Source organism: Sinomonas sp. T428B (genome assembly GCF_056780155.1).
Genome location: NZ_JBRAZR010000001.1, coordinates 506,393 through 519,731, shown reverse-complemented (window position 1 = coordinate 519,731; position 13,339 = coordinate 506,393). Strand labels below are relative to the sequence as shown.

Genomic DNA, 13,339 nt, shown 5'->3' with positions numbered 1-13,339 from the left:
GGGCGCTCAGACGATCGGGAGCATGCCCGTGGTCGGGTGCCGGCGCGTTTCCGCCCCGGTGTCCTCGGGGATCACGACGCCGGCGGCGTCGAGGATGCGGGCGATCTCGTCGGCGTCGTGCGGGGCGCCCACGGTCTCGCCGCCCGCGGCGGGGACCACGGAATGGACCACCGTGTCCGGGTACACGTGCACGAGGTTGTACGCCTGCGCGGCGTCCCGCCCACGCGTGGGCCGGATGCCGGAGACCGGGTCGACCAGGCCCGCGAGGTCCTGCGTGTAGCAGGTCGCGGAGGCCACCGAGACGGGGATCCCGGCGAACGTCCCGGACGTCGAGTAGTGCAGGTGGCCGGCGAGGATCGCGCGCACGTCGCTGCCCTGGAGCACGTCGGCGAGGGCCGGCTGGCCGCGCAGCTCGACGAGCACCGCGAGGTCCTGGACGCACGGCACCGGCGGGTGGTGCATCGCGAGGATCGTCCCGTCCGGGGCCGGGAGCTCGAGCTCGGCCCCGAGCCACTCGAGCTGGGACTCCTCGAGCTCGCCGTGGTGGTAGCCGGGGACCGTCGTGTCCAGCGTGATGACGCGCAGCCCGCCGAGCCAGTGGATCCTGTCGTAGGGCTCCTCGGTCGGCGCCTCGCCGAGCAGGTGCTCGCGCATGGCCCCGCGCTCGTCGTGGTTCCCCATCGCCCAGATGAGCCTCGCTCCGAGCGCCTCGGCGGCGGGCTCGGCGATCTTCTTCAGGCGGGCGTAGGCCTCGGGCTCGCCGCGGTCGGCGAGGTCGCCGGTGACGATGATCGCCCCGGGCGAGCCGCCGGCGTCGCGCATCTGGTCGAAGAGCGCCACGAGCCGGGCTTCGGGATCAAGCGTGCCATGCAGGAGGCCGTCGCCGATCAGGTGGGTGTCGCTCACATGGAGGAGGAAGTGGCGTGGCCGGGGATGCTCGGCCTGGATACTGCCCATCGTCTCGAGCCTTCTCACATCGATCGGGTCGGTCCCTAGGAAACTTATACAAGGACATTTCCAAGTTAAAATGTCCAGTAAACGCCGCAAATCTGGGAATTCGCCGAAATGTTGAGAAATGCTCACGGGGCGGAGGACGGCGCGTGGTGCGATTCGTCGTCGTCCGCCCTTGCGCTGGGCGCGGGAACTTCCTACTCGGCGCGCAGCCAGGCCGCGGCCTCTTTCGCGATGCGCTGCGGCGGCTCGGCGATGTCGAAGGCGGCCCCGCGCTCGTCGGGCCCGAGCTCCTCGAGCGTCTCGAGCTGCGAGTCGAGGAGCGAGAGGGGCATGAAGTGGTGCGGGCGGGCCGCCATGCGGGCGGCGAGGAGCTCGCGCGTCCCGTGCATGTGCACGAACACGGTGTCGGGGGCCGCGGCGCGGATGATGTCCCGGTACGCGCGCTTGAGCGCGCTGCAGCCGATCACCATCGTGCCCGGAGCCGCCGCCATGCGGGCGCCGATCTCGCGCAGCCACGGTTCGCGGTCGGCGTCGTCCAGAGGGATGCCCGCCGCCATCTTGGCGACGTTCGACGGCGGGTGGAGCTCGTCGCCATCGAGGAAGTCGCCGCCGAGCTCGCGGGCGAGCAGCGCCCCCACCGTGCTCTTGCCCGAGCCGGCGACGCCCATCGCGATGACGTGGAGCGGCGCTGCACGGGATGACTCTGCGCTCACCAGTCGTGCACCGTGCCGTCGACGAGGCGGTTGTAGGGCAGGTAGGCCTGCTGGTACGGGAAGGAGTTCGCGGCCTCCTCGTTGAACTCGACGCCGAGGCCCGGCTGGTCGCCGGGGTGCAGGTAGCCGTCGACGAAGGTCATCGACTGCTCGAAGACCGTGTTCGTCTTGTCCGAGTGCTGCATGTACTCCTGGATCCCGTAGTTGTGGATCGCGAGGCCCACGTGGAGCTGCGCGGCGAAGCCCACGGGCGAGATGTCGGTCGGGCCGTGGAAGCCGGACTTGATCTGGTACTGCGCCGCGTAGTCCATGACCTTCTTCAGCGGCGAGATGCCGCCGAAGTGGGTCGAGGCCGCGCGTACGTAGTCGATGAGCTGCTCGCGGATAAGGGTCTGGAAGTCCCACACGGTGTTGAAGACCTCGCCGATGGCGAGCGGCGTCGTCGTGTGCTGGCGCACCAGGCGCAGGGCGTCCTGGTTCTCCGCCGGGGTGCAGTCCTCAAGCCAGAAGAGGTCGTAGGGCTCGAGGGCCTTGCCGAGCTTGGCGGCCTGGATCGGGGTCATGCGGTGGTGGCCGTCATGCAGGAGGGGGATCTCGGGGCCGAACTCGTTGCGGACGGCCTCGAAGACCGTGGGCAGGTGGCGCAGGTAGGCCCTCGTGTCCCAGTCCTCCTCGAGCGGGTAGGCACCGCGGCCGGCGGGCTCGTAGTCGTAGCGCTCGCCCGAGGCCTGCGCCTGGGCCGCGACGCCGTAGACGGCCTTGATGCCGGGTATCGCGGTCTGGATGCGGATGGACTTGTAGCCGAGCTCGAGGTGCTCCCGGATCGAGTCGAAGAGCTGCGGGATGTCCGTGCCCGAGGCGTGGCCGTAGGCGCGCAGACCGTTGCGGGAGGCTCCGCCGAGGAGCTGGTAGACCGGCATCCCGGCGGCCTTGCCCTTGATGTCCCACAACGCCATGTCGACGGCGGCGATGGCCGCCATGGTGACCGGACCGCGGCGCCAGTAGGACGAGCGGTAGAGGAACTGCCACGTGTCCTCGATGCGGTGCGCGTCCCGGCCCACGAGCAGCTGGGCCACGTGCTCCTGGAGGTAGGCGGCGACGGCGAGCTCGCGGCCGTTGAGGGTCGCGTCGCCGATGCCGGTGATCCCGTCCTCGGTCGTGAGCTTGAGGGTGACGAAGTTGCGGGTCGGGCTGGTCACGAAGACTTCGGCGGAGACGATCTTCATGGACGGTCCTTTCTCATCAGGTGCGCGGGGGTCAGTCGGCCGCGAGCGAGCCGCGGAGGTCGTCGATGCGGCCCACGACGGCGGGGTCGGCGGCGAGCGCGGGCGAGACGAGGGCCAGGAGGGCGCGGGTCCGCTCCGTCCCCTCGAGGGCGACGGCCTCGAGGACGGCGTCGCGGAGCGGGTCCTGGAAATCCTCCGCGGCCCGGCCGTCCCCGGATCCGGCCGACGAGACGAAGTCCATCCAGGCCGCGATCATGCGGGCGGCGCCCGCGCCGGAGCGGCCCGCCGCGAGCTCCGCGCGGAGGACCGGGGCGGCGCGCTCGCGCAGTTTGGTGGTGCCGTCCGCCGCGATCTGGGCGAGGTGGTGGGCGATCCGGGGGTTGGAGAACCTCGCGACGAGCGCTTCGCGGTAGCCGGGCACGTCGAGCCCGGGGTGCGTGAGGTGGCGGGCGGCCTCGTCCCAGAACTCCTCCATCGCCGCACGGCACGCGGCGTCCGCGAGGGCCTCGGCGACAGTCGCGTGCCCACGGAGCAGGCCCGCGTAGGCCAGGAGCGAGTGGGCGCCGTTGAGCAGCCAGAGCTTGCGGTTCTCGAACGGCTCGAGGTCCGTCACGAACTGCGCCCCGGCGTCCTCCCAGCGCGGGCGGCCCGCGGGGAATTCGCCCGCGAGGATCCAGGAGGCGAACGGCTCCGCCACGACGGGGGCGGCGTCGCGGTAGCCGCAGCGGGCCGCGACCTCGGCGACGTCGTCCGGCGTCGTGCGCGGAGTGATGCGGTCCACCGAGGTGCCCACGAAGCTCACGTGCTCGCGGATCCACCCCGCCAGACTGCCCTTCGCCGCGCCGGAGCCGGTGGCTCCGTGCGCCAGGCGCTGCGAGTCGAGCGCGGCGGCATCAATCCTCTCGGCGATCCGGCACACGGCCGCCTCCGCGACCTCCCCATTGCCCGCGAGGTTGTCGCAGCTCACGACGGCGATCGGCCCGGCCCCCGCGGCACGCCGGGCCGCGAGGCCGCGCACGAGCCGCGCAAGGGGCGAGTCGGCGTCCTCGCGCTCGTACACGGCCTCGGTCACGGTGAGGGTCACGATCGCCGTGGCCGGGGCGGCGAGCAGCTCCTCGAGCCTGGCCGTGTCGGCGCCGTCGACCGCCTCGGCGATCGAGCCGACGAGCTCGAAGCGGTCGCCGTCGGGCCCCCGCTCGACGAGCGTGAAGACGCCGTCCTGCGCCGCGAGCGTGCGTGCCGCGTCGGGGCGGCGTCCCGTGAAGGACGCGACGCCCCACTCAGCGGCGTCCGGCGCGTGCGCCGTGAACCAGGCCTGATGCGAGCGGTGGAAGGCGCCGAGGCCGAGGTGGACGATGCGGACGGGCGGCGCGGGCTCGCCGCCCCGGCCCACGAGGGGCAGCGCGGTGGCCGTGGGCTGGACCGCGGTCACAGCTTGAACACCCGTCGGGGTGCGGCGTCGACGAGGTCGACGATGATCTCGTGGGCCCGATCCTCGGTGATCCGGTGCTCGGCGACGAGGCGGGCGAGGAAGCTCGCCTCGATGCGGCGGGACGCGTCGTGGCGGGCGGGGATCGAGCAGAAGGCCCGCGTGTCGTCGATGAATCCCGAGGAGCGGGAGAAGCCCGCCGTCTCCGTCACGGCCGAGCGGAAGCGCAGCATCGCGTCCGGCGCGTCGAGGAACCACCAGGGGGCGCCGAGGTACACCGAGGGGTAGAAGCCCGCGAGGGGAGCCAGCTCCCGCGAGAACACCGTCTCATCGAGGGTGAAGAGCACGAGGTGGAAGCCCTCCGCGGTGCCGAAGTCCGCCAGGAGCGGGCGGATGCCCTCGGTGTAGTCGATCGCGAACGGGATGTCGTGGCCCGAGTCCGCGCCGTAGGCCTCGAAGGTGGGCGTGTGGTGGTTGCGGAACGAGCCGGGGTGGATGGTCATGACGAGGCCGTCCTCGACGCTCATCCGGGCCATCTCGTACATCATGTGCGCCTCGAACGCGTCCCGGTCCGCGGCCGTCGCCTCGCCGCGGCGGGCCTTGGCGAAGAGGGCCTCGGCGTCGGCCGGCGCGAGCTTGAGGGTGAGGGGCGTGCGGACGCCGTGGTCGGCGCTCACGGCGCCGTGGTCGATGAAGTAGCGGCGGCGGTTCTCAAGGGCGCGGAGGTAGCCCCGGTAGCCGTCGACACCGTCGGCCGCCTCCGCGGTGAGCCGGTCCACGTTCGCAGACCAGGACGGGTGGGCGATGTTGAGGTACGCGTCCGGGCGGAAGGTGGGCAGGACCCGTCCGGCGAAGGACTCGTCCTTGGCGAGGAGGGCGTGCGGCTCGAGCGTGTCGAGGGGGTCGTCCGTCGTGGCGAGGACCTCGAGGTTGAAGTCCCGGAAGAGCTGCCGGGGGCGGAAGCCGGGCTCGGCGAGCTTGGCCGCGATGGCGTCGTAGGCCGCGTCGGCGATGTCCGAATTGTCGCCCAGCCTGTCGACCATGCTGGCCGGCAGGCCGAAGACGTGCTCGAACTCGCCGCGGAGCCAGTACCCCGAGGCGGTCCCGTCGAAGAGGGGCCACGCCGCGGCGAAGCGCCGCCAGACCGCCCGGGAGTCGACGGAGTCATCCGGCACGCCCACGCCGAGCTCGCCGAGGGAGACCCCGCCGGAATGGACGAGGCGCGTCACGTAGTGGTCGGGGCCCACGAGCAGCGCCGCGGGATCCGGGAACGGGGTGTCCTCGGCAATCCACTCGGCGGGCACGTGGCCGTGCGGGGAGACGATGGGCAGATGCTCGACGTCGGCGAGCAGCTCGCGCGCGATCGCGCGGGTGCCGGGGTCGGCGGGCAGGAGGCGGTCCGGGTGGGCCGCGAGGGAGGCTGTCATGGGTCCCTTCCGTGTGTCTGTCAGTCCGCCGTGACGGCGGCGCGCTCGAGGAGCCTCGCGAAGGCCCTCGCCGCGACGCCGAACGCCTCGGGGCCGCTGAAGCCGCCGAGCGCGAACGCGTCGGCCAGGTGGGGTTCGAGGGAGGCGAAGCCCGAGTAGCCGCTGTCGCGCAGCGCCTCGACGGTGGCGAGCACCTCGCCGTCGCCCTCGCCGGCCGGCACGACCTGGCCACTGCCGGCGAGCGCGTCCTTCACCTGGAGGTAGACGACGTGGGGGCGGAGCATCTCGTAGCCCTCGGTGAACGGCTTGACGCCGACTTGGACGAAGTTGGCCGGGTCCCACGCGAGCTTGAGCGCCGGGGAGTCGACGGTCTCGACGATGTCGCGCACGCGCTCGGGGATGTCCCCGAAGATGTCCTTCTCGTTCTCGTGCACGAGCACGACGCCGGTCCCCTCGGCTCGGCGGGCGAGCGCCGTCATCCGCTCGATCACGGCATCGCGGACGTCCTCCGGGGACTTGCCCTCGTAGTAGAAGGAGAAGATCCGGATGTACGGCGCGCCGAGGACCTCGGCGGCGCGGAGGGCCCTCCCCAGGCGCCCGACCTCGTGCTCGACGGGGAGCCCGACGTCGACCTTCCCGATGGGCGAGGCGATCGCCGAGGCCTTGAGCCCTGCCCCGTCGAGGACGGCCTTGAGCTGGGCGAGCTGCTCCTCGGACAGGTCCACGATGTTGGTGCCCCACGCGCTCCGGACCTCGATGTGCCGCGCCCCGAGGGCGCGCAGGACCGCCGCCTGAACCCGCGGATCCGGATCGATCTCATCGCCGAACCCCGAGAGGTCCCAGTGCACAGCCGTATTTCCCGCTGCCTTCTCTTCCGCTGCGCCCATGGTGGTCACTTCACTCCTCCGGCGGTCAGGCCGCCCACTAGATACTTCTGGAAGAACAGGTAGAGGATCACGACGGGAGCGGCGCACACGAGCGCGCTCGCCATCATCTGGCCGTAGTACGGGACCGCGCCGCCCTCGGTGCTGGTCGCGAAGATCTGCAGCGCGACGGCCGCCGTCTGGCTCTCGGGCCGGGTCATGATCGAGGCGAACAGCACGTCGTTCCAGCCGAGCAGGAAGGCGAAGATGCCGGAGACGATGATCCCGGGCCAGCTCAGCGGCAGGATGATCCTCGTGAGGATCCCGAGGTTGCTCGCGCCGTCGATCCTGGCCGCCTCCTCGAGCTCCTTCGGCAGGCCGCGGAGGTAGGTGACCATGACCCACGTCGAGAACGGCAGGGCGAAGGTCAGGTAGGTCAGGAAGAGGCCCCAGTGCGTGCCGATGATCTGGATCTTGAGGTAGGTCGCGGCGGACGAGTAGAGGACGAACACCGGCAGGAGCAGGAGCGTGCCCGGGATGCTCTGGAGCGCGAGGAGCCCGCGCAGCATCGTGAGGCGGCCCCGGAACTCATACCGGACGAGGACGTAGGCCGTGGCGACGGCGAGCGCGGCGGAGACGACGGCGGTCGCGCCCGCGACGACCACAGAGTTCGCGAGGCCGTTCGCGAGGCCCACGCTCGTCCAGATCTTCGAATAGTTCTCGAGCGTGAACGCCTCAGGCCAGAAGTCGCCGCGCGCGACGCTCAGATCCGTGTTGACGGACGCGAGGAAGATGTAGGCCAACGGCAGGAGAACGAAGGCGCACAGGGCCGCGATGACGACGGCGAGCAGCCACGTCGGCAGGAGCCGGGTCACCTCCTTCTGCTGGCTTGAGCCAGGGCGATCGACCTCGGGCGGGGCCGGGAGGACGGGGACGTCGAGGGTCGCGCTCACTTGGTGCCTCCGCTCCCGCCGTCGTCGAGCTTGACGGCGCGCAGGTAGATGAACAGGGGGATCGCGATGAGGATGAGGGACACGACCGCCATCGCGGCGCTGAGGCCGAAGCGGAAGCTCTGGAAGCTCGTCACGTAGGTCAGCATCGGCAGGACCTCGATGTCGTGCGGGGCCGGGATGCCGAAGAGCACGAACGGGAGCGTGAAGTTGTTGATGTGGTGCAGCATGCCGATGAGGAAGGCGAGCGAGAGCGGGCCCTTGAGGTAGGGGAAGACGACGAAGCGCAGCTTCTTCCACCACAGGGCGCCGTCGAGGGCGGAGGCCTCGTGCACCTCGTGGTCCACGGCCTGGAGTCCGGCGAGGGCCAGGAGGTAGATGAATGGCCACGAGGCCCAGATCTGGACGAAGATGATGGTCCAGTAGGTGTTGGGCCCGTTGAGCCAGAGGCCGGGATCCATGCCGAGGCCGTTGAACGTCCGGTCCACGACGCCCTCGGGCTGGAACATGGTGCGCCAGACGGTCGCGACCACGAAGGTCGGCAGGACGTACGGGATGAGGAAGATCGACCGCACGATCCCCCGGCCCCGGAACGCGTTCTGCGTGGCCACGGCTGCCCCGACTCCGAGCGGGAGCGTGATGAGCATGGCGATGAGCGAGTACGAGACGCTGAGCCAGACGGACCGCAGGAGCCCAGAGCTCACCACCGACTCGATGTAGTTGCCCAGGCCGATGAACGGCGAGGACACCCAGCGGCGCAGCGTGTACTGGTCGAGGTCGAGCATCGACATGTAGATGCCGAGGATCATCGGTCCGACGATCACGATGAGCATGAGCACGCCGCCCGGGATGAGCATCCACAGGGGCCGGTTGCGTCGCGAGAGGCCTCGGCGGGGCGCCTCGGGGGCGGGCCCCCGGCCGGCCGCGGTGGCGGCGGGCCGGGTGCGCGTTGCTGAGTCTGTCTGCATGAGGGCCATGTCCTGGGGGGCCTACTTGGAGCCGGCGCGGTCGAGGGACGACTGGGCCTTGTCCTGGGCGTCCTTGAGCCGCTGGCTCAGGGAGGCGTCGGGGACGTTCCCCGCCTCGAGCTCGGGCACGCTCTGGACGGTCACGTTGAGCAGGCCGAGCTGGATGTCGCCCCACGCGCCGGTGAACGGGGTCGCGAAGGACTTCTCGGCCGCCTCGGTGATGGCGCCCATGTGCGGGGCGCTTTCGAGCGCCGCGAGGCCCTCCGCGTTGGCCGGGAGGTCGCCGAACGTCTTCTGGTAGTTCAGCTGGACGTCCTTCGAGGTGACCATCTCGATGTACGCGAACGCGAGGTCCTTGTTCGGTGAGTAGTCGGCGACCACGATGTTGTCGCCCGAGAGGATCGACGCCGCGGGCTTCGCCCCGGCCCGGGGCGAGGAGTCGCCGGGAGCCGCGACGGGCATGAGGGCGTACTCGTACTTGCCGGCGAGCGGGGACTTGTCGAGCGTCGGGATGGAGTTCGACGTCGTCATCGGGAAGAACGCGGCCTTGCCGGCGGCGAACTCCGCGAGTGCCTGGCTGTTGCTCCAGCCGACCGCGGCCGGGTTGACCACCTTGTCCCGGGTGAGCCAGCCGAAGTACGTCTCGTAGGCCTTCTTCATCGAGGGGTCGTCGATCGCTGCCTTACCGTCGTCGACGATCCCGTTCCCTGCCTGGACCGACATGGCCCAGATGAACTTCCACGGGTCGAAGTTGTCCTTGTAGGCCACCGCGAGACCGTACTGGCCCTTGGACGCGTCGGTGGTCTTCTTCGCCTGCTCGAGGAGGCCATCCCACGTCGTGGCCGGCTTGTCGATGCCGGCGGCGGCGAGGATGTCCTTGTTGTAGGCCATGACGAAGGGACGCGAGACGAAGGGGACGCCGTAGAGCCTGTCCTCGCTCGGGCCGGAGATCCCGAGGGTCGCGGGGTTGAAGCGGTCCTTGCCGCCGACCTTCTTCCACTCCTCGTCGCCGAGCTGGACGAAGGCGCCCGTCGCGACGGCCGTCGGCGTGAAGGTCGTGCCGAGCGAGTAGACGTCCGGGCCCTGGCCGGAGACGACCGAGGTCTGGATGCGCTGGAGCTCCTCGTTCGCGGACGTGAAGGTCTCGTACTTGAGCTCGGCGCCCGTCTTCTCCTTGAACTTCTCCTGCATCTCGGCGAACCACTGCTTCTGCTGCTCCGGGTAGAGCGTGTTGACGTTGACGAGCACGTTGAGCGTCTTGCCCGCGCCGTCGACGGCGCCGCCAGAGCTCCCGCCCTCCGGGCTCCCCCCGCTGCAGGCGGTCAGGGCCAGGGCCGCCGCCGCGGTGACGGCGGCCAGGGTGGCCGAGATGCGCATTCGCATGATGTCTCCTCTTCGAGAACTCGAGGCTTCAGGTTTGCGTGATCCGCATCACGCCCCCGCTTCGGTACTGGGAGTCTAGGAAGGACGGAAACAACTCGGCAAGCGATTGCCAAAATTTGCCACGGCTGGTGCAATTGAGTGCATGACCGAGGAATCGCCGATGCCGCAGGACCGGATGCCCACGATCCGCGACATCGCCGAGAAGGCGGGCGTCGCGACGTCGACCGTCTCCCGCGCCCTCTCCAACCCCCAGCGCGTCAACGCGCGCACCCGCGAGAAGATCGAGCGCATCGCCGCCCAGCTCAACTACGTGCCGAGCACACAGGCCCGCGGCCTGAGCTCGGGCCGCACCGGCGCGATCGCCGTCCTCGTCCCGGACGTGACGAACCCGTTCTACTTCGACATCATCCGCGGCACACAGAACCAGCTGAAGGCGGCCGGCTACACGCAGCTGCTCGTCGACACCGAGGAGGCCACCGACGTCGAGCTCGAGGCCCTGCGCCGGCTGCGCCGCACCGCCGACGGCATCATCCTCGCGGCGTCCCGCCTGACCGACGACCAACTGGCCGACGCCGCGTCGCGGCAGCCGCTCGTGACGATCAACCGCGCGACGGCGGACGCGCCCACCGTGCTCATCGACACGCCCGGCGCCATGGTCCAGGCCCTCGAGCACCTCGAGTCGCTCGGACACGCGAAGGTCACGTACGTCAGCGGCCCGACGAGCTCGTGGTCGACCCACCAGCGGTGGCACGCGCTCCAGGAGGCCGCTGCGCAGCGGGGCTTGGAGGTCACGAAGATCGGGCCCTACTCGCCCAAGACGTCCTCTGGCGCCGCCGCGGCGGACTCGGCGCTGCGCACCGGCGCGACGGCGTTCATCGCCTTCAACGACCTCATTGCCATCGGGATGCTCCAGCGCTTCCGCGCGCGCGGCGTGCGCGTCCCGGAGGACGTGAGCATCGTGGGCTGCGACGACATCTTCGGCGCGGACTTCTGCAACCCGCCGCTGACGACGATCGCCTCGCCGATCGAGCAGGCCGGCCGCACCGCCGTGTCGATGCTGCTGGCGCAGCTCGACCCGCTGCGCGGCGGCACGCCGCGCAGGCTCGCGGTCATGCCGACCCACCTCACGATCCGCTCCTCGACCGGCCCCGCAAAGGCCTGACCGCCGCCCCTCGCGGGACGGCGGTCAACGGGCGGGCCGGGGCAACGGGCGAGCGGCGTCTCAGGAACGCTGGGGGAACTTGCCCTCCTCGGCGATCCGCTTGTTCAGCTCGGTGAGGAACTCGTTCTCGTCGAAGTCCATCGGCACCTCCCTGCCGGTCCATGCCGAGAGGTGGATCGCGTTGGCCAGCCGCACGCCGAGCATGCCGTCGCTGCCGGGGGCGATGAGCGGCGTCCCGTCGAGGATGTTCGCGGCGAAGTTCGTCAGCACCGCGGCGTGCTGGCCACCCCAGGCGGTGTCGACGTCGAGCGTCTCGTGCGTGTAGTACTCATCCGGGTCGAACTGGTCGCTCGTCATCTTCCAGATGTCCTCGGCGGGAATGCCGGCGCTGATCTCCTGCTCGGTGGAGCGGAACCGGGTCACGACGGCCGTCTTCGAGTTCTCGACGACGATCTTGCCCCTGTCCCCGGTGATCTCGAAGCGGTCCGTCCCGACGAGCTCGTGCGTCGCGGTGGTGAAGGTCCCCGTCGCCCCGCCCCCGTAGTCGACGACGGCGACGACCTCGTCCTCGACCGCGATGTCCCGGCGGAAGCCGAAGCCGGCCTTGGCGAAGACCTTCTCGGGGACGCCGCAGATCCACTGCCAGAGGTCGAGCTGGTGGGGCGCCTGGTTGACGAGGACGCCGCCGCCCTCGCCTCCCCACGTCGCGCGCCAAGCGCTCTGGTCGTAGTAGGCCTGCGGGCGGTACCACGTGGTGATGATCCAGTTGGTGCGCCGGATCGCGCCGATCTGGCCGGTCTCGACGATCTCCTTGAGCCGCCGGTACAGCGGGTTGGTGCGCTGGTTGAACATGATCGCGAAGGTCAGCTCGGGCTTGGAGGCGGCGAACTCGTTGAGCTCGCGGACCTGCTTGGTGTAGACGCCGGCGGGCTTCTCGACGAGGACGTGGATGCCCCGCTCGAGGGCCTGGATTCCCATCTGCGGATGGAGGTAGTGCGGGACGGTCGTGACGACGGCGTCCACCCGCCCGGACTCGAGCATCGCCACGTAGTCGTCGAAGACCCGCACGCCGGGGTGCCGCTCGGACACGAGGTCGCGGCGGGCCGCGTTGGTGTCCGCCACCGCGGTGAGCACGATGTTCGGCACCGCCCCCTCGGTGAGGAACTTCGCGTAGGCGCTGCCCTGTGTGCCGAAGCCGACGATACCGAGGCGGACTGTCCTGCTCATTGATGCGTGCTCCTTTTCTAGAAGAGATCGCCGAAGCCGAGGGCGACGAGGTTGTCGTGGGAGGTCTTGAGGGCCTCGAAGACCGTCCGGCCGTAGAGCTGGTCCTGCTCGACGAGGAGGTACTCCGCGCCGGACTCGAGGGCCGCGGGGACGATCGAGGCGAAGTCGAGGTTGCCCTCGCCCACCTCGGCGAACTGGACGACGTCGGCGAAGTGCCGCATGAAGGCCGCATGGTCCCCGGCCTCGTAGGCAGCGATGCCCTCCTCGGAGAGCGCGCCGATGCGGTAGTCCTTGAGGTGGACCATGGCCGTGCGTCCCGCGTACTTCTCGAGCGTGCGCACGGGGTCGAGGCCACCGCGGGCCACCCAGTGGACGTCGATCTCGAGGCCCATCGCCGGGGCGGTGTCCGCGAGGATGTCGAGGACGTGGCGGCCGCCCATCCTCGCGAACTCGACGTGGTGGTTGTGGTAGTACAGCGCGATCCCGTGCTCGCCGAGGGCCTCCGCGGCATCGTTCGCGCGCCGGGCGTAGTCCCGGACCTTCCGCTCGTCGCGCAGCTGGCCCATTGGCAGCATGCCGATGCGCAGCATCTTCGCGCCGAGCCGTCGGCAGTCCTCCACCGTGCGCTCGAGGTCGCTCAGGACTGCGTATGGGGTCGAGCCCGCCTCGCCGTCGACTTGCGCCGAGAGGGCCGCGAACTCGATGCCGAGCTCGGCCCTGGCCCGCTCGAGCTCCGCGACGTTGCCCTCGTCCATGGGGATCTGCGACACCTCGACGGCCCGGTAGCCCAGCTCCGACACCGCGGCGAGCGTGGCGAACGGGCCGCTCTCCGCAAAGCTCTCCTTGAGCATCATCGCCTGCACGCCGATTCTGGCCATGGTTCTCCTTCGTCCGTGCGTCCTGCCATCGTCTTGTGCGTGGCGGTCCGGCCTGTGGCGGGCGTCACCTCACCTCTCGACCACCGTACGCAGGCAGGCTGCTGATGGAAACCGTTTGCCATCAATTGCCATTGAGCTCTTCCGTCAGGCGGGAGATCC

The 13,339-nt window shown here is 70.4% G+C and carries 12 protein-coding genes; 1 reads left to right on the top strand and 11 read right to left on the bottom strand.

Annotation, left to right across the window (positions count from 1 at the left end; all coding sequences use genetic code 11):
* Nucleotides 1-6: 6 nt before the first annotated feature.
* From ACUYMY_RS02420 to ACUYMY_RS02380, 9 genes are all read right to left on the bottom strand, one after another.
* A complete protein-coding gene (locus tag ACUYMY_RS02420; RefSeq protein ID WP_481702050.1) occupies nt 7-957 on the bottom strand; it encodes a phosphodiesterase in 951 nt (316 codons plus the stop codon).
* A gap of 191 nt (nt 958-1,148) precedes the next feature.
* Complete coding sequence (locus ACUYMY_RS02415) at nt 1,149-1,667, bottom strand: gluconokinase (protein WP_481702049.1); 519 nt, start codon at nt 1,665-1,667, stop codon at nt 1,149-1,151.
* On the bottom strand, nt 1,664-2,893 hold the full coding sequence (gene manD, locus ACUYMY_RS02410) for a D-mannonate dehydratase ManD (RefSeq protein ID WP_481702048.1): 1,230 nt from the start codon (nt 2,891-2,893) through the stop codon (nt 1,664-1,666). Before manD ends, ACUYMY_RS02415 begins: the two co-directional genes overlap by 4 nt.
* Nucleotides 2,894-2,924: 31 nt before the next feature.
* Nucleotides 2,925-4,325 (bottom strand): mannitol dehydrogenase family protein, encoded by a 1,401-nt coding sequence (locus tag ACUYMY_RS02405; protein WP_481702047.1) that lies wholly within the window; start codon nt 4,323-4,325, stop codon nt 2,925-2,927.
* Nucleotides 4,322-5,749, bottom strand: a complete 1,428-nt coding sequence (uxaC, locus tag ACUYMY_RS02400) for a glucuronate isomerase (RefSeq protein ID WP_481702046.1) — start codon at nt 5,747-5,749, stop codon at nt 4,322-4,324. Before uxaC ends, ACUYMY_RS02405 begins: the two co-directional genes overlap by 4 nt.
* A gap of 20 nt (nt 5,750-5,769) precedes the next feature.
* Nucleotides 5,770-6,636 (bottom strand): sugar phosphate isomerase/epimerase family protein, encoded by an 867-nt coding sequence (locus tag ACUYMY_RS02395; RefSeq protein ID WP_481702045.1) that lies wholly within the window; start codon nt 6,634-6,636, stop codon nt 5,770-5,772.
* 5 nt (nt 6,637-6,641) lie between these two features.
* Entirely contained in the window at nt 6,642-7,565 is a 924-nt protein-coding gene (locus tag ACUYMY_RS02390) for a carbohydrate ABC transporter permease (protein WP_481702044.1), read from the bottom strand.
* Nucleotides 7,562-8,530 (bottom strand): carbohydrate ABC transporter permease, encoded by a 969-nt coding sequence (locus ACUYMY_RS02385; protein ID WP_481702043.1) that lies wholly within the window; start codon nt 8,528-8,530, stop codon nt 7,562-7,564. The genes ACUYMY_RS02390 and ACUYMY_RS02385 overlap by 4 nt, the downstream gene beginning before the upstream one ends.
* Nucleotides 8,531-8,551: 21 nt before the next feature.
* On the bottom strand, nt 8,552-9,913 hold the full coding sequence (locus ACUYMY_RS02380) for an ABC transporter substrate-binding protein (RefSeq protein ID WP_481702042.1): 1,362 nt from the start codon (nt 9,911-9,913) through the stop codon (nt 8,552-8,554).
* Between the two features lie 142 nt (nt 9,914-10,055).
* Between ACUYMY_RS02380 and ACUYMY_RS02375 the strand changes: the two genes are divergently transcribed.
* Nucleotides 10,056-11,075, top strand: a complete 1,020-nt coding sequence (locus ACUYMY_RS02375) for a LacI family DNA-binding transcriptional regulator (protein ID WP_481702041.1) — start codon at nt 10,056-10,058, stop codon at nt 11,073-11,075.
* A gap of 60 nt (nt 11,076-11,135) precedes the next feature.
* Here ACUYMY_RS02375 and ACUYMY_RS02370 read toward each other — a convergent pair whose 3' ends face one another.
* Both ACUYMY_RS02370 and ACUYMY_RS02365 read right to left on the bottom strand, forming a co-directional pair.
* On the bottom strand, nt 11,136-12,302 hold the full coding sequence (locus tag ACUYMY_RS02370; RefSeq protein ID WP_481702040.1) for a Gfo/Idh/MocA family protein: 1,167 nt from the start codon (nt 12,300-12,302) through the stop codon (nt 11,136-11,138).
* A 17-nt stretch (nt 12,303-12,319) separates the two neighbouring features.
* Entirely contained in the window at nt 12,320-13,180 is an 861-nt protein-coding gene (locus ACUYMY_RS02365; RefSeq protein WP_481702039.1) for a sugar phosphate isomerase/epimerase family protein, read from the bottom strand.
* Between the last annotated feature and the right edge of the window lie 159 nt (nt 13,181-13,339).

Coding starts and splice junctions, on each gene's coding strand:
- ACUYMY_RS02395 (WP_481702045.1), bottom strand. CDS start 6,636: ATGGGCGCAGCGGAAGAGAAGGCAGCGGGAAATACGGCTGTGCACTGG.
- ACUYMY_RS02385 (WP_481702043.1), bottom strand. CDS start 8,530: ATGCAGACAGACTCAGCAACGCGCACCCGGCCCGCCGCCACCGCGGCC.
- uxaC (WP_481702046.1), bottom strand. CDS start 5,749: ATGACAGCCTCCCTCGCGGCCCACCCGGACCGCCTCCTGCCCGCCGAC.
- ACUYMY_RS02365 (WP_481702039.1), bottom strand. CDS start 13,180: ATGGCCAGAATCGGCGTGCAGGCGATGATGCTCAAGGAGAGCTTTGCG.
- ACUYMY_RS02375 (WP_481702041.1), top strand. CDS start 10,056: ATGACCGAGGAATCGCCGATGCCGCAGGACCGGATGCCCACGATCCGC.
- manD (WP_481702048.1), bottom strand. CDS start 2,893: ATGAAGATCGTCTCCGCCGAAGTCTTCGTGACCAGCCCGACCCGCAAC.
- ACUYMY_RS02380 (WP_481702042.1), bottom strand. CDS start 9,913: ATGCGAATGCGCATCTCGGCCACCCTGGCCGCCGTCACCGCGGCGGCG.
- ACUYMY_RS02420 (WP_481702050.1), bottom strand. CDS start 957: ATGGGCAGTATCCAGGCCGAGCATCCCCGGCCACGCCACTTCCTCCTC.
- ACUYMY_RS02370 (WP_481702040.1), bottom strand. CDS start 12,302: ATGAGCAGGACAGTCCGCCTCGGTATCGTCGGCTTCGGCACACAGGGC.